This is a genomic window from Aeromonas mytilicola subsp. aquatica (assembly GCF_044336385.1).
GTDB classification, from domain to species: Bacteria; Pseudomonadota; Gammaproteobacteria; order Enterobacterales; family Aeromonadaceae; genus Aeromonas; species Aeromonas rivipollensis.
This window is the reverse complement of the sequence record NZ_CP172298.1, coordinates 1,395,560-1,418,083: the sequence shown is the minus strand read 5'-3', so window position 1 is coordinate 1,418,083 and position 22,524 is coordinate 1,395,560. Positions and strand designations below refer to the sequence as shown.

Genomic DNA, 22,524 nt, shown 5'->3' with positions numbered 1-22,524 from the left:
ATCCACTGCCAGAGCCGGGCTCTGTTCTCTTGGTCGGCATTATCAGCTAAACCGTTTTAGCTAACCAATAGATCCCGGCGCCGTCTGCCATTTTTGTGATCGGGATAACGAACTAGAACCAGGTTTCCATCTGCACGCCAAAGTTCCACTCGCCACCGGCGGTGAAATCGCTCTGGCCCATGGCATCTGTGCTGGCGTAGTTGTCGAGCTCGGAGGACCAGTCCATCCAGGTGGCGAATACCCGCAGCTCGGGCCGCTCGAAGAAGCCGGCGGTCTGCGCCTTGAAGGTGGGGGCGAAGGTGAGCTTGGTGAAGTTGCCGCTCACCGCCTGCCGGCCCTTGTAGCCCTTGGGATCCAAGTCCATGTACTGCCAGGCGGCCTCGTAGACCAGCTCGACGTTCTGGCTCAGCACCTGGGCCACCCGGGTGTTGAGGGTCAGCCACTGATACTCGTCCCCCTTCACGTAGCGATCCTGGCTCTGCTCCGCCAGCAGGGCCGGAGCCAGCCGCCAGCGCGGGTTGAGATCGGTGGCACCAAACACGGCGACCCGCACCGCGTCGGCATCCGGCAGCAGCTCGCTGTCGGAGCCCAACCCCTTGAGCTCGGCCCCCAGGCCATGGCCGTAGAGCACGGCGGCCTTGGAGAAGCCGGGATTGATGCCGAAGAAGCTCTCGCCGTGGTAGGCCACCAGGGTGTGCGCCCCCTTGTTCGCCGCCTCGCTGCCAACGCCGCCGTCGTTGATGCGCGCCTCGTTGTCCTTGGCGGAGACGCCGTTCAGCATCCACTGCCAGTTGCCGACGCGGTTGTTCATGGTGAGGATGTAGCTCTCTATGTCCGACAGGCCGCTGGCGCTGATGTCGCCGTAGTCACGGCCGTAGAGGGAGAAGTTCGCCTTCCAGCTGTCGGCCAGCTGCACGTCGTAGACGCCGCCACCTGTCCCGGCCAGGAAGACCACGTCCGAGTCGAGCCAGTGGATGTCGAAGTTGTCCCGATCGAAGCGCTTGCCCGCCCAGAGCACAGAGTGCTGGAAGGGGCCGCTGAAGCTCGCCAGGTCGCCGATTTCGGCAAACACCTGACGGGTGTTGAGGCTGGAATCGCTGGCGGTCCAGTCGTTGCTGGTCTCCACCCCGTCCGCCAGCATCAGCTTGTAGCGGGCCCAGCTGCCGTCATCGAAGGTCTGGGTCTTCAGCAGATTCGCCTCCATGTAGGTGTCGTCTTCGTTGCCAAGGCGACCCACGGCCCCGCCCACAGAGCCGGCCGGCGTCACGTAAGGGCCGCCGCGCCCGCCGTTGCCGTTGCTGTTGACCAGGAGGCCCGAGCGGGCATAGCCGTGAAACTCGAAGCCCTGGGCACCGGCGGTCTGCTTGTCCACCTTCTCGCTCTGGGCCTTGGCCACCACGGCTGTCTCCCGGGCCTCGCTCGCCTTGCTCTGGGCCTCGTCGGCCCGCGCTTCGGCGGCGGCGGCGCGAGACTCAGCCGCCTGCACCCGTGCCTCCAGCGCCGCCAGACGCGCTTCGATACCGCCCTCGGCCGCCCACAGCGGGCTGCTCATCCCCAATCCCAGCGCCACCGCCAGCGCCAACTTGCTCTTGAACATCGTCATCTTCCTCACCTGTCATCTGCCGCCCGTCCGGGCGCTGTTGTTATGGACGAGCAGAGAATAGCTAAACCGCTTTAGCTAACTCAATATGCCAGCTAAACCGTTTCAGCCACTTGTGATCAGAGTAACGTTTGCACAGGGAAAACCGCCGGGAGTTGTGAGGAGGATCCCTCATCGGGATCCACTCAATAGGGCGGACCCGGGGCAAAAGGCAGGCAAAAAAAGAGCCGGCACAGAGGCCGGCTTGGGTCACGCGGGTAGCGATTACTTGGTCAGATCGTCGAAGAAGCGTTTCACCCCTTCGAAGAAGCCTTCGGATTTCGGCTTGTGGGTCTTGGCGGCGGCACCGCTGAAGGACTCATCCAGCTGGCGCAGCAGATCTTTCTGGGTCTCGGTCAGCTTGACCGGGGTCTCGATCACCACCTTGCACATCAGATCCCCCACCTGGCCGGAGCGCACGGACTTGACGCCCTTGCCCCGCAGGCGGAACAGCTTGCCGGTCTGGGTTTCCGCCGTGACCTTGAGCTTGACCCGGCCATCCAGGGTCGGCACTTCGATCTCGCCGCCGAGCGCTGCCGTGGTGAAGCTGATGGGCACCTCGCAGTAGAGATCGTTGCCGTCACGCACGAAGATCTCGTGCTCCTTGACGTGGACCTGTACGTAGAGATCGCCTGCCGGTGCGCCGGCCTCCCCCGCTTCCCCTTCGCCGGAGAGACGGATGCGATCGCCGGTATCGACGCCCGCCGGGATCTTCACCGACAAGGTCTTGGTCTTCTGGTAGCGCCCTTCCCCATGGCACTTGCGGCACGGATCCTTGATGATCTTGCCGCGACCGTGACAGTGGGGGCAGGCCTGCTGCACCGCGAAGAAGCCCTGGCGCATCTGCACCTGACCGGAGCCGTGGCAGGTCGGGCAGGTATGGGCCTGGCTGCCGGTGTGGGCACCGGACCCGTTGCAGACCTCGCAATGGACCTGGGTCGGGATCTTGATCTCCTTGGAGACCCCGCGCACCGCCTCTTCCAGGGTCAGCTCCATGTTGTAGCGCAGGTCGGAGCCACGGGCCGGGCCGCGACGACCACCGCCACGACCACCGAAGATGTCACCAAACACATCGCCGAAGATGTCACCGAAATCGGCACCACCGCCGTGGCCGCCGCCCTGGCTCTGATCCACGCCGGCATGACCGTACTGGTCATAGCGGGCACGCAGGTTCTCGTCGGTCAGGACCTCGTAGGCTTCCTTGACCTCTTTGAACTTCTCTTCCGATGCGGCATCACCCTGATTGCGATCCGGGTGATACTTCATCGCCAGACGCTTGTACGCCTTCTTGATCTCGCGCTCGTCGGCACCTTTCGATACCCCGAGCACTTCGTAGAAATCGCGCTTCGACATACTCATCCTGTTCTACTTGAGCCGTTATGCAGACGGGCGTTGGTTACCCAACGCCCGTAAATTCATTGACGAATCTGCTCACACTCTTACTACGAAGCCGTGATCAAGGCTCATGTGCTGCTCGGAATCCTCATGTATTCACATACACTCCGGTTCCTGCGCTGCTCTTTACCTTGCTGACGTCCTCTCGCGACAGACCGCGAACAGATTCTGAGCCGATGGGCAGAGTCTGCTCTGCCCATCTGGGTTGGGCTTATTTCTTGTCGTCTTTCACTTCTTCGAACTCGGCGTCGACCACGTCGTCGTCAGCCTTGGCGGAAGAAGAGGAGTGACCAGCCTCGGCACCGGCGCCTTGCGCCTGAGCCTGCTGCTGGGCAATCTCCATCAGCTTCTGGGACGCTTCCATCAGGGCCTGTTGCTTGGCTTCGATGGCAGCCTTGTCGTCACCCTTGATGACGGCTTCCAGCTCGGACAGTGCGGTTTCAATCTTGGTCTTGTCGTCGGCAGGCAGGGCGTCACCGGCTTCGGTGACCTGCTTGCGGACCGAGTGGACCAGACCGTCAGCCTGGTTGCGGGTCTGCACCAGCTCTTCGAACTTCTTGTCTTCCGCCGCGTTGGCTTCGGCTTCGCGTACCATGCGCTCGATCTCGTCATCAGACAGACCAGAGGAGGCCTGGATGGTGATCTTCTGCTCCTTGTTGGTCTCCTTGTCTTTCGCGGAGACGTGCAGGATACCGTTGGCGTCAATGTCGAAGGTCACTTCGATCTGCGGCAGACCGCGCGGTGCCGGACGGATGCCTTCCAGGTTGAACTGGCCCAGGGACTTGTTGTCGCTGGCACGCTTGCGCTCACCCTGCAGCACGTGAATGGTCACGGCAGACTGGTTGTCTTCGGCAGTGGAGAACACCTGGGACTTCTTGGTCGGGATGGTGGTGTTCTTCTCGATCAGCGCAGTCATCACGCTGCCCATGGTTTCGATACCCAGGGAGAGCGGGGTCACGTCCAGCAGCAGTACGTCTGTCTTGTCACCGGACAGTACGGCACCCTGGATGGCAGCACCCATGGCCACGGCTTCGTCCGGGTTGACGTCTTTACGCGGCTCTTTGCCAAAGAAGTCGGCAACGGTCTTCTGAACCAGCGGCATACGGGTCTGACCGCCCACCAGGATGACGTCGTCGATCTCGCCAACCGCCAGACCGGAGTCTTTCAGGGCGACACGGACCGGCTCCAGGGAGTCTTTCACCATGTCTTCCACCAGGGATTCCAGCTTGGCGCGGGTCACCTTGATGTTCATGTGCTTCGGACCTGTGGCATCTGCAGTGATGTACGGCAGGTTGACGTCGGTCTGCTGGGCGGAAGAGAGCTCGATCTTGGCTTTCTCGGCGGCATCTTTCAGACGCTGCAGGGCCAGCTGGTCGTTGCGCAGGTCGATGCCCTGCTCACGCTTGAACTCGTCTACCAGGTAGTTGATGACGCGGTTGTCGAAGTCTTCACCACCCAGGTGGGTGTTACCGTTGGTCGCCAGCACTTCGAAGGTGGTTTCACCTTCTACTTCGTCGATCTCGATGATGGAGATGTCGAAGGTACCGCCGCCCAGGTCATAGACGGCAACCTTGCGCTCGCCCTTGACCTTGTTCACGCCATAGGCGAAGGCCGCAGCAGTCGGTTCGTTGATGATGCGTTTTACATCCAGACCGGCGATGCGACCGGCATCCTTGGTAGCCTGACGCTGGGCGTCGTTGAAGTAAGCCGGTACTGTGATGACCGCTTCGGTCACCGGCTCGCCCAGGTAATCCTCGGCGGTCTTCTTCATTTTCTTCAGCACTTCGGCAGAGATCTGCGGCGGTGCCATTTTCTTGCCTTTGACTTCTACCCAGGCGTCACCGTTGTCAGCCTTGGCGATGGCGTACGGCATGATCTTCAGATCGCGCTGTACTTCTTCATCTTCGAAACGACGGCCAATCAGACGCTTGATAGCGAACAGCGTGTTCTTCGGGTTGGTGATGGCTTGGCGCTTGGCCGGCTGACCAACCAGGATTTCGCCGTCATCGGCATAGGCAATGATGGACGGAGTAGTACGGTCGCCTTCCGCGTTCTCGATCACGCGAGCATGGTCGCCATCCAGAATAGCAACGCAGGAGTTGGTAGTACCCAGGTCAATACCGATGATTTTACCCATTTGACGAATCTCCAAATACTTTGAATAAACTGGCGAGGGGCTCGCCTTAAATACGTTAACGGCTAGGTGGGGCCTGCCACTGTGGCTTTCAAGCACCCGACATCAAATTCTTTCCGTGTCACCTAAGTTTCCATGCCACTGAAATCAGATGCCGCCGTGGCCTTGCCACCTATATGGGGTCTCGAGCCGACGCTTCAAGCCCTGACCTTAAAAAACCGCGCATTCTTGCCCCTTGGGCGCAAGAGTGCTTGCCAAATGGCGCCAGAAAATACGCTGATGGCGCCGCTACCAATAAAAAGCCCGCCGAGCGGCGGGCTCAGCACAGCGACGGGACTCAGACCGGGGCCTTGGAGACCATCACCATGGCCGGACGGATCACCCGACCGTTGAGTTCATAGCCCTTCTGCATCACGGCGATGACGGTGTTCGCTGCCACTTCGGCATTGTCGATCATGCTGATCGCCTGATGGGCGTTGGGATCGAACGGCTGGTTCAGCGGATCCAGCGGGAGCAGGCCAAACTTGGCTACCGAGCTCTGCATGGATTTGAGGGTCAGCTCGACCCCTTCGATCATCGGCTTGAGCGCCTCATTTTCCTTGTCGGCCAGCTCGATGGCACGCTCCAGGTTGTCCAGCACCGGCAGCAGCTCGCCGGCGAACTTCTCCAGCGCGAACTTGTGGGCCTTCTCCACGTCCTGAGCGGCGCGGCGACGCAGGTTTTCCATCTCGGCGACGGCACGCACGGCGCGCTCACGCTCTTCCAGGGAGGCCTGCTGGGCTGCCTCCAACTGGGCCTCCAGCTCGGCAATGCGGGCCTGCTCGGCTGTCACTTCACTGTCTACATCGGTCGGCTCGACTGGCTGGGCTTCCACTTGCTCCATCGCTTCAACCTTTTGTTCTTCGTGGCTCATGACATCTCCAATATTCAGGGGTTACTTACGAGGGGTTGCTGACGTTCAGGTAAGCGACACGCGTCAACGGACCCTGTGTTGGCGCTATTATGGGGACGCAGCCCCGGCTTTCAAGGGGAAAAGGGCATATCAGGCACAATGCCTCCTGCCAGCCGGCCAACTTGCCGCTTTTCGGGGCCGATTGCGCCAAGGGGCATGGAGACAGACAAATCCCCGGCAAAGCGCGGTATACTCCCCGCAAGACTTCCCCAGACCCGATAACCTATGGATTCTCCGTTCAAAACCGTTGCCCTCATCGGCAAGCCCCATCATGAAGGGGCCAACCAGACCCTCAGCGGCCTGCATCAATACCTGAGTACCCGCGGTTTTCGGGTGCTGCTGGAGAGCCGGGTCGCCCAGACCTTAGGGCTCTTGGGTGACAACGTGATGGATCTGGTGCAGCTCGGTGAGCAGGCGGATCTGGCCATAGTGGTCGGCGGTGACGGCAACATGCTGGGGGCGGCCCGAGTGCTCTCCCGGTTCGATGTGGCTGTGATAGGGGTGAACCGGGGCAACCTCGGCTTCCTGACCGATCTCTCCCCCCAGGACTACCTGCTGCCCCTGGAGCAGGTGCTCTCCGGCCACTTCAAGAGCGAGCACCGCTTCCTGCTGGAGGCCGCCGTCTATCGCCACGGCGAGCGCAAGTCGAGCAACCTGGCGGTCAACGAGGCGGTGCTGCACCCGGGCAAGATAGCCCACATGATAGAGTTCGAGGTCTATATCGATGGCAGCTTCATGTACAGCCAGCGCTCGGACGGCATCATTGTCGCCACCCCCACCGGCTCCACCGCCTACTCGCTATCGGCGGGTGGCGCCATCCTCACCCCCAAGCTCAACGCCATCACGCTGGTGCCCATGTTCCCGCACACCCTGAGCAGCCGCCCCATAGTGCTGGATGCGGACAGCGAGGTGCGGCTGCTGGTCTCCCCCGACAATCAGGACGACGCCATGCAGGTGAGCTGCGACGGCCAGGTGACCCTGGCGGTCCACCCGGGGGACGAGATCCTCATCAAGAAGAGCCAACACAAGCTGCATCTGGTGCACCCGCTGGATTACAGCTACTTCCACGTGCTGCGCAACAAGCTCGGCTGGGGTAGCAAGCTGTTCTAGCCAGCGGGCCCGGGCCGCAGCAAGGCTGGCGGCGAGAGCCTAGCCCTCGCCGCCCTCAACCAGCCGAAGCGGTCCGGGTTCGAGCTGCAGAAGCACGCCATTTCGCCCCGCCGCCTTGACCCTGTACATTGCCTCGTCGGCCTTCGTCAGCAAGTGCGCCAACCCTGTATCAGCACAGGCGCAGACGCCCCCCACACTGACAGTCACCCCCTCGCACGGCGGGCAGGCCCCCTGACGGGAGCCCGTCTCTATCTGGCGGCGGATCCGGTCGCAGATGTCATGGGCCATCTGGCCGTTCACCCCTCCCATGATGATGGCGAACTCCTCGCCACCTATGCGCCCCACCAGATCATCCTTGCGCGCCTCGGCCACCAGCACCCTGGCCACGAACCGGATCACCTCATCACCACAGCCGTGACCAAATCTGTCATTGACGCTCTTGAAGTGATCGATGTCGAGCACCACCACGCAGCGCATCTGCCCCGGCCGCGCCCGCTCCCCCTGTCTGAACAGGCCCCGCCGGTTGAGCACCCCGGTGAGGGGATCCCGCTCCGAGAGGGCCAGCAGCGCCTGCTCCGCCTCCACATAGGCCACCAGGGGCAGCAGCAATACCGAGCCTATGGTCAGCACCATGTGCATGAAGAAGATGGCATCGAGCAGCCAGTCTCCCTCACTCACGGGGCCATTGGTCCCCAGCAAGAGCAGCAACCCCTGGCTCAGCAATATGGTGAAATGCAGCAGGTAGATGACGGCGACGGCATGGAGCACCCGCTTCTGGTGGCGGCTGAGGGAGACGATGAGACAAGCACACCAGAGGTAGACCACAGACTCCATCAGGGCCAGCACCATGCGCACCTCGAAATGGCTCGACAACCCCAGATAGGCAAGCAGCAACAGAGCAACCCCTCCCCACAGGGTGCGGGGGCGCCAGGACAGGCCGTAGAGGGCATAAAAGCCGGCCAGCAACAGCAATATGCTCATGAGGGAGACCAGGCCACCGACCCTGATCCCCAGGGCCGGATGGCCACTCCCTATCCCCAGACTGAGCAGCAAGATGGAGAGGGAGAAGAGGAAGGCAGACAGGGACCAGAACAGGAAGTTGCGCCGACCAGGCTTCAAGAAGTGGATGAACAACATGAGCAATGCCGACATCAGATTGATTGCCAGGGAGATCAACAGCAGGGTCGGGGTGTGGATCATCTAGACGCATCCTTGGTGAAGAGCATGGTGGCCTGCCCGCTGAACCTGAGCCAGGCCTGTCTCGAGTGTGTCTCAGCCACCCCGACTCCACAAGTTCACTGCCTCGACAAGACCTCAAAAAGGTGAACGAATACAGGCTGATCGCGCGCCTGCCCTCCAGGGACACATCATCCATGGGATGCCATGACGGCTCTGTGCCTCTCCCTGTGCAGCCCCTCGCACGACTCCTCATCCCCTTGCCCGGCAAAAAATCCCGCCCCGCACACTTTACTGTATATAAGACCAGTATATACTGGATGCATACACAGTAATGTTGACCCATACAGGATGAGACCATGCTGACCCAGCTGACCGTCAACAACTTCGCCATCGTCAAGTTTCTCGAACTCGATCTGCAATCCGGCATGACCTGCATCACAGGGGAGACGGGGGCAGGCAAATCCATTGCCATCGACGCCCTCGGCCTCTGCCTCGGCGAGCGGGCCGAAGCCAGCATGGTGCGGCCGGGCAGCGACAAGACGGAAGTCAGTGCCCGTTTCCTGCTGGACGGCAACCCCGCCGCCCGCGCCTGGCTCGCCACCAACGAGCTGGAGAACGATGGGGAGTGCATAGTTCGGCGGGTGCTCTCCGCCGAGGGGCGCTCGCGCAGCTACATCAACGGAGTCCCCGTCCCCCTGGTGCAGCTCAAGAGCCTGGGTCAGTTGCTGGTCAACGTTCACGGCCAGCACGCACATCAGCTGCTGCTCAAACCCGACTATCAGCTCGCCCTGCTGGATGGCTATGCCGGTCACCACCTGCTGCTCGATGAGGTGCGCCAGCACTATCAGCTGTGGCGCCAGCTGCAAAACGAGCTCAACCGCCTCAAGGCCGAACAGCAGCAGCGGGAAGCCCGTCGCCAGCTCATCGAGTATCAGGTACAGGAGCTGGACGAGTTCGCCCTGCAACCCGGGGAGTTTGAGGCCATCGAAGAGGAGCACCAGCGCCTCGCCAACGGCACCGAGCTGATGCAGGAGTGCGGCTATTGCCTCGACCTGCTCTATGACAACGAGGAGACCACCATAGCCGGCCTGCTGCAGGTGGCGGTGGACAGGGCCGAGACCCTGGCCGGCATGGATAGCCGCCTTGGCAACGTGCTCGGCATGCTGAACGAAGCCCTGATCGGGGTGCAGGAGAGCCACAGCGAGCTGCGCAGCTATCTGGATCTGCTGGAGCTGGATCCCGAGCGTTTCAACGAGCTGGAGGCCCGCCTCTCCAAGGCGATCAATCTGGCCCGCAAGCACCACGTCAAGCCGGCGGATCTCCCGTCGCACCATCAGGAGCTGGCCAAGGATCTCGCCCGCCTCCACTCCGATGAGGAAAGGTTAGAAGGGATGGAGGATGAACTGGCCGAGGCCCGCCAGGCCTTTGTCCAGGCGGCAGAGGTGCTCAGCCAGAGCCGTCAGCGTTACGCCCAGGAACTGGCCACCCAGGTGACCGCCAGCATGCACGAGCTGGCGATGCCCGATGGCCGCTTCGCCATCGAGGTGCGCCCCGACGCCCAGAGCAGCCTGTCGCCACTCGGTATCGATCGAGTGGAATTCATGGTCACCACCAACCCGGGGCAACCCATACAGCCGCTGGGCAAGGTGGCCTCCGGCGGCGAGCTGTCGCGCATCAGCCTCGCCATAGTGGTGATCAGTGCCCGCAAGATCTCTACCCCCACCCTGATTTTCGACGAGGTGGATGTGGGGATCAGCGGCCCGACGGCGGCCGTGGTGGGCCGTCTGCTTCGCCAGCTCGGCGAATCAACCCAGGTGATGGTGGTCACTCACCTGCCCCAGGTGGCCGGCAAGGGCCACCAGCACATGGTGGTCAGCAAGCACACGGACGGCAAGACCACGGAGACCCAGATGCAGGCGCTCAACCAGGGTGCCCGCCTCAACGAGCTGGCCCGTCTGCTGGGGGGGGATCAGATCACCGACAACACCCTGGCCAACGCCCGCGAGCTGCTTGCCTCCTGAGGGCTGTGCGGCAAGACATCAAGGCCTCTCGCCGCCCCTGAGGCGGCGAGCCATCAGCCCCTTCGATGACCTGACCGGGAGTGAGTCATCAGCCTTACGGCGCCAGCTCTAAGTGTCAGGTCATCAACCTTTTCGGTGACCTGACCGGGGAGGTGAGTAACCACTCTCCGGCAGCCTGCCTTGAGTGGCGAGCCATCCAGCCTTCGGCCACCTGACTGGATAAGCGAGTAGCAAACCTCTCAAGCAACCTGCCCGGAAAGGCGAACCATCCCCTTTGGCGGCATGCCCAAATTGGCGGGTCTTCAATTCCTTCGGGGATCTGACCGGGAAGACGAGTAGCAAACCTCTCAAGCAACCTGCCCAGAGAGGCAAATCATCCTCCTCGGCGGCTCGTCCGGAGAGGCGGGCCTTCAATCCTATCGGTGACCTGACCGGGAAGACGAGTAGCAAACCTCTCCGGCAATCTGCCTGGAAAGGTGAAGTATCCGCTTTGGCCGCATGCCCAAAGTGGCGGGTCTTCAATTCCTTCGGGTATCTGCCCGAAATCACGAACCCAAACACTCCCACGCAGTGACCCCATGCCCCGGACCCGCCGCCAGCGGCCCTGATCAATGACGGCGGTGCACCCTCTCCTTCTCCGACTCTCGGTGCCCCAGGCCAGAGGCCAGAGCCTGGCCGGATTTGCCCCCATCACCGCCAGACAGTAGAGTGGAACCGACTCGGGCCCCATGGCCCTCTCTGGCCCGGCGCCGCGACATGCGGCCGAGCCCATCACCCCACATCAGGAACCGCCTCATGCTTCATGTCTTTGGCCACAAGAATCCCGACAGCGACAGCATCTGCACCGCGCTGGTCACCGCCGACTGGCTCAACCGTCAGGGTCGCACCGCCCAGGCCTATGCATTGGGTGACCCCATTGCCGAGACCCGCTTCATCCTGGAGACGGCAGGGGTGGAGGCCCCCCCGGTTCTGACGGGCAGCGTCGCCAACAAGCCGGTCTTTCTGGTGGATTTCAGCGAGCTGGAGCAGGGACCTGAGGGGTTGGCCGAGGCCGATGTGCAGGGCCTCATCGATCACCACCGCATCGGCACCCTCATCACCCGTGGCCCCCTCGATGCCTGGGTGAGGGCGGTCGGGTGCAGTGCCACCGTGCTGCTGGAGCTGATGGGCCATGAGAGTCTGTCCCGCGCCCAGGCCAGGTTGTTGCTGGGGGCCATCATCAGCGACACCTTCAGCTTCACCTCCCCCACCACCACGGCAGAGGACAGGCTAGCGGTCGACCGGCTGCTGCCCATCGCCGATCTGGCCCTGGCCCCCTTTGCCCAGACCCTGCTGGAGCGGCGCACCCAGTTGGGCGATACCCCCCTGTGCGAGCTGCTCGTGGCCGACGAGAAGGCTTACCAGATAGCGGGCCATTCCCTCATGGTCAGCCAGATCTGCGTGATGGACCCTAGCCAGATCCACAGCCGGATGGAGGAGCTGCATCAGGCCATGGCGCAGAGGCTGACCCTGGACTCGCTGGATGGCTATGTCTTGATGCTGACCGATCTGGCCAAGGGAAGCAGTGAGCTCCACTTTGCCAGCAGGGGCATACTGCCCGCCGAGCCGGTCCAGCTGGCGGGGGCCCTCAGCCGCAAGAAAGAGGGGCTTCCCTGGTTGACCCAGCAGCTGTCAAAAGTGCCCCGCTAAGCCCTGTCACTGTGGCGGCCCGCCGACCGCCACTGTGATTGCCCGCCCTTAGACACCAGATCCCGGCACCTTGGCTTGAAGCCGGGCGAGCAGCATGATCACCAGGCACATCCAAGACAAACCCCACTGCTGTGCTGCCCATAGACCATTTTCCCATCTTATTCCTCCATCAAGGGAGCCATGGGCCGCATGTCTTCATTCTCCGTTCAACTGCGTCTGTTATGCTGATGTAAACGAAGATGATCTTGCGCGCCCTCACCGACAAAGGATGACGTCTGGCGCCCACAGACAAGTGAGTACCATGCAATACAGAGCGGGATCACTGTGGTAGGGGACAGCTCCTTTGTCCCCGGTGACCCGCGCCATGCCAAGGAGAACTGCTTATGACCCACACCAACATAGTGCTGTTGCTGGAAGGCAAGGATTACGAGCAGGAGACGCTGGCCAAGGCGAGCCGCCTGGCACAAGGGCTGGGCTGCGACCTGACCTTGCTGCACCTGACGCACAGCAGCAAGGTGCGCCGCAAGAGCCTGTCGCTGTCCGAGGAGGAACGCAGTGCCCAGGGCACGCTGGATGCCAAGGCCATCATCAGCGAACTCATCACCCTGCTGCCTCATCCTGTGGATTACCACTGCCTGGTGGTCGATGACGTGGTCAGGGATCTGGGCCAGTGGCTGAACGCCCACTCGACCTCGCTCCTGCTGGTCGGCAGCCGCCACCACTGGATGGAGGGATCGCTGGCACGCCTGCTCATCTACAAGCTGCCCGTCGATATCCAGATCTGCCACGAGCCCTATGCCGAGCAGCTCAAGGCCGTCAGCTGAGTACCCGGGAGCCCGCTCAACGAGCGGGCTTCCTGTATTTATCCCCTCGTAGACCTCCCAAGCCCCTTGCTCCGCCCCCACGGGTATCATGCAGGTCTGGCCTTCCCTCCCTCTGCCGACATTCAGACCCTCTTAATTGACAACTTCATCTACATGATTTCTTACACATTGCTCGCTTCTTTTTAAGTGCCATTTGCTGCAGGATATCGCCCTTGCACGCCTTCACTCGTTTCGTTCAGGTGATAAATGAAGACTCTTCCAAAACCAGGCAAATATGCCCTGCTTGCCCTGGCACTGCTGGCCCTAGTGGTCTGGCTGGCCTGGCCCGGCAAGACCCCGGACCCCGTGCTGACTGCGACCGTGACCCGTCAGGACGTGGAGCAGACGGTGCTGGCCAGCGGCGTCCTGCAGGCCATAGAGCAGGTGGATGTGGGGGCCCAGGTCTCGGGTCAGGTCACCTATCTGGCGGTGGAGGCCGGGCAACAGGTCAAGCAGGGGGATCTGCTGGCAGAGATAGATCCCTTGATAGCCCAGAACAACCTCAAGACCGCCGAGGCCGAGCTGGCCAGCCGCCGTGCCCAGCTCAAGATCAAGCAGGCGCAGCTCAAGCAGAACGAGCTGGCCTGGCGCCGCCAGCAGCAGATGTTCAGGCAGGAGGCGAGCTCCCGGGCCGATCTGGAGAGTGCAGAGGCGCAGCTGGCCGTCACCCGGGCCGAGTTGCAGAGCGCCCAGGCGGACATCGACAACGCCCTGATCAAGGTGGAGCGCACCAAGACGGAGCTCGGCTATAACCGCATTCAGGCCCCCATGGATGGCACAGTCGTCAGCATAGTGACCCGCCAGGGGCAGACCCTGGCCGCCAGCCAGACGGTCCCGACCCTGCTCAAGCTCGCCAACCTGGATACCATGACGGTCAAGGCGCAGATCTCGGAGGCGGATGTCACCAAGGTCAGGGCCGGCATGCCGGTCTACTTCACCCTGATAGGAGACCCGGACCGCCGCTATCACGGCACCTTGCGCACTGTCGAGCTGGCCCCCACCAACATCAACGAGCAGAGCGCCAACACCACGACCACCAGCAATGCGGCCATCTACTACTACGCCCTGTTCGATGTGCCCAACCCCGACCATCAGCTGAGGGTCGCCATGACGACCCAGGTCACCATAGTGCTGGGTGAACGCAAACAGGTATTGGCCATCCCCCAGACAGCCCTCGGCAAGAAGCTGGGGGAGAACGAATATGAGGTCACCCTGCTCAAGGAGGACGGGCAGAAAGAGACTCGCCGCATCAAGACCGGCATGAAGGATGACATCAAGATAGAGGTGGTGAGCGGCCTCGACGAGCAGGACAAGGTGACTCTGGAGCAGGGCAAGCCCGTCCAGAACGACGAGATGGAGATGGTTCCGTGAGCGAGCCCCTGATCCAGCTCAAGGGCATAGAGCGCCGCTACCAGAGCGGGGAGCACGAGGTGACTGTGCTGCACCCGCTGGATCTGACCATAGCGGCGGGGGAGATGGTGGCCATAGTCGGTGCCTCCGGCTCCGGCAAGTCCACCCTGATGAACCTGCTGGGCTGCCTCGATCGCCCGAGCGGCGGCCAGTATCTGTTTCGCGGTCAGGACACCGCCGGCCTGGATGCCCTGGCCCTGGCGCGGCTGCGCTGCCACCACTTCGGTTTCATCTTCCAGCGCTACCATCTGCTGCCCCATCTGGATGCGGCCGCCAACGTGGAGATCCCCGCCATCTATGCCGGCACATCCCGCCCCGAGCGCCAGATACGTGCCCGCACCCTGCTGACCCGCCTGGGCTTGAGCGATCGCAGCCACCACAGGCCGGGCCAGCTCTCCGGCGGCCAGCAGCAGCGGGTCAGCATAGCCCGGGCACTGGCCAATGGCGGCGAAGTGATCCTGGCGGACGAGCCCACCGGCGCCCTCGACAGCCACAGCGGCAAGGAGGTGATGGCCATCCTGAAGGAGCTGCACGAACAGGGTCACACCATCATTCTGGTGACCCACGACATGGCGGTGGCCAACCACGCCAATCGCATCATCACCCTGCGGGACGGACGCGTGGTGGAAGACAGCGGTCAACCGGCTGCCAGCCCCGTCATCTCTGCGAGCCAGGCCCACGGGGAGGAGAGTCAGCAGAGCCCGCAGGCCGCTGTCGATCAGGTATCTTCCGGCCTCCCTGGGCAAGCAGCGGTGCTGGAAGCACGCGAGCCAGCGCCGGACCGGATCGCCACTGCCTCCGTCGCCAGGCGGGGCAGCCAGGGCTGGGATCGCTACCGGGAGGCGGGTCGCATGGCCCTGCACGCCATGCTGGCCCATCGCATGCGTACCTTCCTCACCATGCTCGGCATCATCATCGGCATCGCCGCCGTGGTCAGCGTGGTGGCGCTGGGCCAGGGGGCCCGCGCCAAGGTGATCGACGACATCAACGCCATGGGCACCAATACCATCGACATCTTCCCCGGCAAGGATTGGGGCGACGAGAAGGCCGCCAGCATCCAGACCCTGAACGAGCGGGATCTCGACGCCCTGCTCGGCCAGCCCTATCTGGAGGGGGCCAGCCCCCAGATCGCCACCTCGGGCCAGCTGCGCTATCGCAACAAGACCAGCAGCGGCAGCGTGGTGGGGGTCGGCAGCGACTTTTTCCGGGTCAAGGGGATGACCCTCACCCAGGGTCGCCTGCTCGATGAGCGGGACATCCGCAGCCGGACGGCGGTGGCCGTGGTGGATGGCAAGACCATAGCGAGCCTGCTCGGCAAGACGGATCCCGTCGGCCAGGTGGTACTGGTCGGCACCCTGCCGGTGCGCATCGTCGGCGTGGTGGCCCAGGAGACCGGCTTTGGCCCCAGCAGCCAGTCGGTCAACGTCTGGCTGCCTTACAGCGCCGTGATGAGTCGCCTCATCTCCCAGAATCACTTCAGCCAGATCACTATAAGGGTCAAGGACGGGGTCCAGCCCGCGCTGGCCGAGCAGGCCGCCGTGGCACTGCTGACCCAGCGCCACGGGGTGAAGGATTTCTTCACCTTCAGCAGCGACAGCATCGTCAAGTCGGTGGAGAAGACCACAGCCACCCTGACACTGCTGGTCTCCGCCATCGCGGTGATCTCCCTCATCGTCGGCGGGGTCGGGGTGATGAACATCATGCTGGTGTCTGTGGTGGAGCGCACCCGCGAAATAGGGATCCGCATCGCGGTCGGCGCCCGCCAGTCCGACATCCTGCAGCAGTTTCTGATCGAGGCTGTGATGGTCAGCCTGCTGGGGGGCCTGCTCGGCATCGGCCTGGCCATGTTTATCGGTTTTATCTTCTCCCTGCTCGTGGAGAGCTTCCAGATGCGTTTCTCGCTCTTCTCCATCCTGATGGCCTTCGGTTGCTCCTCGCTCATCGGGATCCTGTTTGGTTACCTGCCCGCCCGCAATGCGGCCCGGCTCGATCCGGTCGAGGCACTGGCGAGGGAATGATGATGCACAACTTATCCGGCCGGGGGCAGCGCCTCTCGTCAAGAACGGCGCTTAGCCTGGTGCTCACCGCCTGTCTCAGTGCCTGCAGCCAGCAGAGCACCTACCACAGACCCGAGCTGGACGTGGCGCCAGCGTGGCAGCAGGACGCCCGGGATCTTGGCAGCCAGCAGGCCGGACTCTGGTGGCAGGGGTTCCAGGATCCCGCCCTCGATCAGCTGGTCAATGAGGTGCTCGCGGCCAACCCGGACATGCAGGTGGCGGGGCTCAGGCTCAAAAGTGCCCTGCTCGGCGCCGATCTCGCCGACACCAACCTCACCCCGTCGGTCAACGCCAGCCTGGGGGCGAGCGGCAACAAGAACATGAAGGACGGCAGCGCCAGCAGCAACCTGGGCCCCTCCTTCAACCTGAGCTATGAGGTGGATCTCTGGGGCAGGCTCGCCTCGGTGCGGGATCAGGCCCAGTGGGAGGCAGAGGCCAGCGAGCAGGATAGCGCCGCCACCCGCCTGATGCTGGTAGGCAAGACCCTGGAGCAATACTGGCAGCTGGCTTACCTCGGCTCGGCCCTCTCCCTTGGCGAGCGTCAGCTGGCCAACTACGAGCGGATAGAGCGGCTGACCCGGGCAAAATATGACGCCGGGGCCGTCACCCGCCTCGATCTGGTGCAGGCCAGCCAGCAGAAAGCCGGCAAGCAGGCGGAGCTCGCCTCCCTCACTCTGCAACGGGAGCAGGCCGGCAACGCCCTGCGCCTGCTGCTCGGTCGCAGCAGCGGCCCGCTGGAGTTTGCCCCGACGTCCCTCGCCATGGGCCCCATACCGACGCTGGCGGTCGGCATCCCCGCCGATGTGCTGGCCAGACGCCCAGACGTGCGGGCCGCCGAGCTGCGCCTTCGCAAGACGCTGGCCAGAGGGGACGAGATCCGCACCGGTTTCTACCCCACCCTCAGCCTCACCGGCGGCGCCAGCACCACCTCGGACACCCTGACCCAGGTGCTGCAGAACCCGGTGGGGACCCTGGGCGCGACCCTGGCGCTCCCCTTCCTCGAGTACAACAAGACCCGGCTCTCCATCGCGAGCTCCGAGATTGACTATCAGATAGCCGAAACCGAGTTTCGCAAGCAGCTCTATACGGCCCTACTGGAGGTGGAGGACGGCCTGGCCGCTCGTCAGCAGGGGGAGCAGCGGCTGCGTTATCTCGAGCAGCAACTGGCCTATGCCAAAGAGGCCGAGCGACTGGCGGGGGCCCGCTTCCTGGCGGGCGCCACCGGGGTTCAGCCCTGGCTGGACGAGCAGAATCGACTGTGGGATGCGGAGCTCGGCGTGCTGGCCCAGCAACAGAGCCAGCTCAAGACCATGGCCGGGATCTACCGGGCGCTGGGAGGCAGTGATCGGAACTAGAGCCCGGTCAGCCCACAGGGCAGCCGGCATGGCCTCCATGCTGGCTGCCCTTGCCCCTTCCCTGCCACAAAGCAATTGATAATAATTTTCATTTAATGAAAAATGAGCGCTCTCGTCTGTCAGGAGTACTCAAATGTCACAGTCCGCCCCGGTCAATCGCCCTCGCCTGCTCACCGTCAAACATGTCCACGATGTGAGCCCTCATCTGCGCCGAGTCTGCCTGACCAGCCCCGAATTGGCGGATTACCCCTTCAGCTGTGGCGGCGCCCATATCAAGATCATGCTGCCCCGACCGGGCCAGAGCGAGATAGTGCTGCCAACCCCGACCCCCAAGGGTCCCCGTTGGGAGGATCCGAGCCAGAAGCCCATCATCCGCACCTTCACCATCCGCGCCTTCCGCCGCGAGGCCCTGGAGATCGACATCGACTTCGCCCTGCACGGTGATGTCGGCCCCGCCAGCCGCTTCGCCCTCCACGCCAAGGCGGGGGACAGGCTCGCCATCTCGGGCCCGGGCGGCCCGGACCCCATGTTGCAGCTGGCCGATCACTACTACATGGCCGGCGATCTCACCTCACTGCCCGCCATCAGCGCCATGGCCGAGGTGATGCCGACAGAGGCCCGGGGCCATATCGCGCTGCTGGTGCCCCATCAGGAAGATGTGCAGGATCTGTCGCTGCCCGAAGGGGTCAGCCTGCGCTGGTTTGTCGGCACGCCGGACCAGACCGGCCCTCTGGTGGAGCACTTCACCGCCCTGCCCATGGCCGCCGAGGGGAGCTATTTCTGGTTCGGGGGGGAAGAGGGTCTGGTGGTGCCTCTGCGCCGTCATGTCAGGCGTGCGCTGGAGGTAGATCGTTCACAGGTCTATGCGGTGCCTTACTGGCGCAGCGGCAAGGATGAAGACGCCTACCATCAGGATCGCCACGTCGTGATGGATAGCTGATAACCACCTGTATTCCTTGTACTTATCAGGCCTTCTCCCGCTCGGGAGCGGGCCTGATTGCCATTCTCCCCTCCGCTCTTACGGCCCGCCCCCCCATCTCTGGTAATCCTCTCGGTAGTGCTTGCATTTGAGACTGACAGCAAGATAATGATAATCACTCTCAACAAAGATGATGTGGCTGGGCGCAGATCCCCTGAACCAGGCACCCGAGCGTTACGGGCCCATCATCGACCCCATTTCCACAGCAAGGTAATCCCAGATGGCTGTTTTGAATTCGGTAATGCGCGCCTTCGCGGTGGAGGCGCTCCCCACCCCTGCCGACCTGTTGGCACAGCACCCCTGCTCGGCCGATATGGCGCAGCACATTGACCAGCACCGCCACCAGGTGCGCCAGATCCTGAGCGGGGCGGACGATCGCCTGCTGGTGGTGATAGGCCCCTGCTCCATCCACGACCCCGTCGCCGCCCTCGACTATGCGAAAAGGCTGGCACGGCTCGCCACCGAGTATCAGGAGAGCCTGCAGATAGTGATGCGCACCTATTTCGAAAAACCGCGCACCACTGTCGGCTGGAAGGGGCTGGTATTCGACCCTCATCTCGATGGCAGCAACGACATAGGTCACGGGCTCCACCTGGCCCGTCAGCTGCTGCTCGACATCAACCGTCTGGGGCTGGCCACCGCCACCGAGTTCCTCGATACCACCAGCTTCCTCTATCTGGCGGATCTCATCAGCTGGGGGGCGATCGGTGCCCGCACCACCGAATCCCAGGTACACAGGCAGCTGGCCTCGGCCCTGCCCTGCCCGGTCGGCTTCAAGAACGGCACAGACGGCAACATCCGGGTGGCCATCGATGCCATCTTGGCCAGCGAGGCCTCCCATCTGTTCACCGCTCCTGGCAGCCAGGGGGGCATGGTGGTGATCAAGAGCGAAGGCAATCCGGGCGGCCACATCATCTTGCGCGGCGGCACCCTGCCGAACTATCACCAGAGCGACGTGATGGACGCGGCCGAACGCCTGGCGCGCCAGGGGCTCAACCCTCGGCTGATGGTGGATTGCAGCCACGGCAACAGCCAGAAGCTGCACCAGAACCAGCTCCTGGTCGCCGGGGAGCTCTGCCGCCAGTTGCGAGGCGGGAGCACTGCCGTTGCTGCCGTCATGGTCGAGAGCTTTCTGCAAGGGGGCAGCCAGAAACCGGCGCCACTGAGTGAGCTGCAATATGGCTTGTCGGTCACCGATGCCTGCCTCGGCTGGCAAGAGAGTGAGACCCTGCTGGCCATGCTGGCCGATGGGGTCATGGCGCGCCGTCAATTTGCACACAGTCGCTCCATTCCCCTTCGCAATGATCTCGGCCAGCCGGTCAGCTGACCTATTTCCTATTTATTCGCAGCGGGGTCGCCAGGCCCCTATTCAATCTCCAACCCGAGAAATGACATTCACATATTGTCTGAACAGGGGTGTCAAATAGGGCAGTCATGGGGAAAGAAAAATAGTGCGAGCGGGACAAGAACTTCCCCATTGATAGAAAAATGCGCGACCAGGCAAAGCGGGAGGCATGCCCGCAAATCCATCTATTTCATCCCACAGCGATGGGCCATTATTTGTCATCTTGTGTCATCAGAGATAACAAATGGGCTGTATGAGTCCTCATTGTGTCACAGGGGGGTGCGACAGCGATTGGCTTACCGCCAATGGATACTTTTTATTGGCCCATGATGGTCATGGCTATTGTGGACGGGCGACCCAAATTAGGTGACTTCCTGGATGGGCAATAGATAGACAGGATCCTGAAAATAATAATGCCGCCCCTTGGGCGGCATTATTGACGACGCTATCCTGGCAATCAGATCAGGAAGTCGTTCAGATCCTTGCCCAGCGCAACTTGCTCGGCAATGGCTTTGGGCATGCGGCCCTGGCCGGTCCAGGTCTTCTCCTGGCCATCTTCCTGATACTTGTATTTGGCAGGACGCGGAGCACGCTTGCTCTTGGTCGCGCCAGCAGCGGCCGGAGTGGCCACGCTGCCGATCAGCTCGCGCGGATCTATGCCAGCCTGTTGCAGCATCTCGGTAAACTCGCTCAGCTTGCGCTGACGCTCTTCCTGCTCGGCCCGCTCTTGCTCTACGGACTCGGCACGCTCGTTATATACCAGATCAAACTTTTCTTTCGCTTCTTGCAGTTGCTCAAACGGCAGTTCACGAATGGCAGCGCGCAAGCTGCGAATGTTCAGCAGAACCTTCAGAAACTCGTTCATTACTTCCTCACAGAATTATTTTTGTATGTCACAGGGATAACTCATTTTGAGAATAGCATGTCCACTCGATAACAACATAATGATTTTATAGCGCCAACGCTATTCCTGACAATCTCATGGTGATTATTCACTGTGGTTAATTCACATCAGGGATCTTATCGGATCACCGCTCAACAGACATTATTTCTTCAACATGGGTTAATCGGTCCCACTTCCCCAGGTATTTGTCACAGAGATAAAAGGGGTGTCATCCAAGAACCTGCATTCATATATAACAAGCCATACCGTTGCCCACAGCCGCCAGCACAGAATGTACAAATATTGGCCACCTCATTCTAACGGCGAATGAAATGAGAGCGAGACCGGGCAGCTCTCTGTATCCCTCTCCCTGATTCAATCAATTTCCTTTGCCTGGGCGCTTATCCATTCGATGAATGCCTGGATCTTGGGGCACTGACGATGGGGGAGCGTGGCCATGTAGTAGCGTTGATTGCAGCGAACCGCCTTGCCCGGGAAGGGCTCCACCAGTTCGTTGCGCTCCAGCCGCTGGCGCACCAGGTTCTTGCGGCCCATGGCCACGCCGGCGTGATTCATGGCGGCGATGATGGCGAGATCGGAGCGATCGAAGCCCATGCTCGACTGGCAGCCATCGAGGGAGATCCCGGCCTGGCGAGCCCAGCTGCACCACTCGTCGGTATCGGAGTCATATCCCCAGGCCTGCCTGTCGTGCAGCAGGCGGCAGTGGTTCAAGTTATCCGGGTTATCGAGCAACTGGTGCCGCTCGGCATATTCGGGGCTGCACACAGGCACCATGTATTCATCCATCAGCGGGTGGATGGCGAGCCGCTCCGGCACCTTGTCATCGAAATAGATCGTCAGGTCGATGCCATAGCCGTGCAGGTTGACGTTCTCGTTGCCGGTCATGATGTTGAGATCGATCTGGGGATGCAGGCGGGAAAAATCCGCGAGCCGCGGCACCAGCCAGCACTGGGCGATGGAGGGGCGGGAATAGACGGTCAGGGAACCGGAGAGCTCCTGATTCTTGATCTCCAGGATCTCCTGATTGATGAACTCGAGCGACGACTTGAGTGCCCAGAAGACCCTTTGCCCCTCAGTCGTCAGCATCACCTTGCGGTGAAAGCGCTGGAACAGCTTGAAGCCGAGCTCCTCTTCCAGCGCACCTATCCGGTGGCTCACCGCGCTCGGGCTGAGCGCCAGCTCATCCGCCGCCAGGGCAAAGGAGCTGTGGCGGGCCGCCGCCTCGAAAGTGTGCAGCTTGGAGAGCTGATAGCCGCTCAGCAGCTTGTTTCTCGATACATAGTTGTCTTCGGTATACATGCGCCTTCCCCATCACAGGCTCAACATCGCCGTCATGATATCCCGGATGACCCTATTTAGGATGATGTAACCGAACCCAAGTCACATAAATACCGCTAAATGTGATGAATGTGGCACCTTTGCATCAACCCAGCTCACCCAAGAGGCCATTTTCATCATTTGTCAGCCCGGCGCCCTTGCCGTTCAATAGGTC

The 22,524-nt window shown here is 62.1% G+C and carries 16 protein-coding genes; 9 read left to right on the top strand and 7 right to left on the bottom strand.

The annotated features are described in order from the left end of the window. Positions 1–112 precede the first annotated feature (112 nt). The 4 genes from ACFWHB_RS06660 to grpE all read right to left on the bottom strand — a co-directional run bounded on the left by ACFWHB_RS06660 (position 113) and on the right by grpE (position 6,081). Positions 113–1,603 (bottom strand): carbohydrate porin, encoded by a 1,491-nt coding sequence (locus tag ACFWHB_RS06660; protein ID WP_111910211.1) that lies wholly within the window; start codon positions 1,601–1,603, stop codon positions 113–115. A gap of 261 nt (positions 1,604–1,864) precedes the next feature. Continuing rightward, on the bottom strand, positions 1,865–2,992 hold the full coding sequence (gene dnaJ, locus ACFWHB_RS06655; RefSeq protein ID WP_042649830.1) for a molecular chaperone DnaJ: 1,128 nt from the start codon (positions 2,990–2,992) through the stop codon (positions 1,865–1,867). Between the two features lie 253 nt (positions 2,993–3,245). Next, a complete protein-coding gene (gene dnaK, locus ACFWHB_RS06650) occupies positions 3,246–5,171 on the bottom strand; it encodes a molecular chaperone DnaK (protein WP_042649831.1) in 1,926 nt (641 codons plus the stop codon). 334 nt (positions 5,172–5,505) lie between these two features. After that, the gene (gene grpE / locus ACFWHB_RS06645) at positions 5,506–6,081 is read right to left on the bottom strand and encodes a nucleotide exchange factor GrpE (RefSeq protein ID WP_289984054.1); all 576 of its coding nucleotides are present in this window, start codon (positions 6,079–6,081) and stop codon (positions 5,506–5,508) included. Between the two features lie 264 nt (positions 6,082–6,345). On the opposite strand from grpE, the gene nadK reads away from it, so the two are divergent. Then, positions 6,346–7,230, top strand: coding sequence for an NAD(+) kinase (gene nadK, locus ACFWHB_RS06640; RefSeq protein ID WP_106886269.1), 885 nt, complete (start codon positions 6,346–6,348; stop codon positions 7,228–7,230). Positions 7,231–7,269: 39 nt separating this feature from the next. Here the strand turns inward: nadK and ACFWHB_RS06635 are convergent, their stop codons facing one another. Further along, positions 7,270–8,430 carry a GGDEF domain-containing protein gene (locus tag ACFWHB_RS06635; protein WP_395949733.1) on the bottom strand — a complete coding sequence of 387 codons (1,161 nt, stop codon included), beginning with the start codon at positions 8,428–8,430 and terminating at the stop codon, positions 7,270–7,272. 335 nt (positions 8,431–8,765) lie between these two features. On the opposite strand from ACFWHB_RS06635, the gene recN reads away from it, so the two are divergent. From recN to ACFWHB_RS06595, 8 genes are all read left to right on the top strand, one after another. Beyond that, positions 8,766–10,430: a DNA repair protein RecN gene (gene recN, locus ACFWHB_RS06630; protein ID WP_139744909.1), complete on the top strand. Its 1,665-nt coding sequence runs from the start codon at positions 8,766–8,768 to the stop codon at positions 10,428–10,430. A gap of 795 nt (positions 10,431–11,225) precedes the next feature. Further along, positions 11,226–12,119, top strand: a complete 894-nt coding sequence (locus ACFWHB_RS06625) for a DHHA2 domain-containing protein (RefSeq protein ID WP_395949732.1) — start codon at positions 11,226–11,228, stop codon at positions 12,117–12,119. Between the two features lie 383 nt (positions 12,120–12,502). After that, the gene (locus tag ACFWHB_RS06620; protein ID WP_395949731.1) at positions 12,503–12,943 is read left to right on the top strand and encodes a universal stress protein; all 441 of its coding nucleotides are present in this window, start codon (positions 12,503–12,505) and stop codon (positions 12,941–12,943) included. A gap of 246 nt (positions 12,944–13,189) precedes the next feature. After that, positions 13,190–14,353, top strand: a complete 1,164-nt coding sequence (locus tag ACFWHB_RS06615; protein ID WP_163147891.1) for an efflux RND transporter periplasmic adaptor subunit — start codon at positions 13,190–13,192, stop codon at positions 14,351–14,353. Then, the gene (locus tag ACFWHB_RS06610; protein ID WP_395949730.1) at positions 14,350–16,410 is read left to right on the top strand and encodes a MacB family efflux pump subunit; all 2,061 of its coding nucleotides are present in this window, start codon (positions 14,350–14,352) and stop codon (positions 16,408–16,410) included. The genes ACFWHB_RS06615 and ACFWHB_RS06610 overlap by 4 nt, the downstream gene beginning before the upstream one ends. Continuing rightward, on the top strand, positions 16,407–17,804 hold the full coding sequence (locus ACFWHB_RS06605) for an efflux transporter outer membrane subunit (RefSeq protein ID WP_395949729.1): 1,398 nt from the start codon (positions 16,407–16,409) through the stop codon (positions 17,802–17,804). The genes ACFWHB_RS06610 and ACFWHB_RS06605 overlap by 4 nt, the downstream gene beginning before the upstream one ends. A 133-nt stretch (positions 17,805–17,937) precedes the next feature. Next, positions 17,938–18,744: a siderophore-interacting protein gene (locus ACFWHB_RS06600; protein ID WP_395949728.1), complete on the top strand. Its 807-nt coding sequence runs from the start codon at positions 17,938–17,940 to the stop codon at positions 18,742–18,744. A 259-nt stretch (positions 18,745–19,003) separates the two neighbouring features. Next, complete coding sequence (locus tag ACFWHB_RS06595; protein ID WP_395949727.1) at positions 19,004–20,110, top strand: 3-deoxy-7-phosphoheptulonate synthase; 1,107 nt, start codon at positions 19,004–19,006, stop codon at positions 20,108–20,110. Positions 20,111–20,585: 475 nt separating this feature from the next. Here ACFWHB_RS06595 and ACFWHB_RS06590 read toward each other — a convergent pair whose 3' ends face one another. Continuing rightward, on the bottom strand, positions 20,586–20,993 hold the full coding sequence (locus tag ACFWHB_RS06590; RefSeq protein ID WP_025327689.1) for an H-NS family histone-like protein: 408 nt from the start codon (positions 20,991–20,993) through the stop codon (positions 20,586–20,588). A 393-nt stretch (positions 20,994–21,386) separates the two neighbouring features. After that, on the bottom strand, positions 21,387–22,331 hold the full coding sequence (dsdC, locus tag ACFWHB_RS06585) for a DNA-binding transcriptional regulator DsdC (RefSeq protein WP_163154099.1): 945 nt from the start codon (positions 22,329–22,331) through the stop codon (positions 21,387–21,389). Between the last annotated feature and the right edge of the window lie 193 nt (positions 22,332–22,524).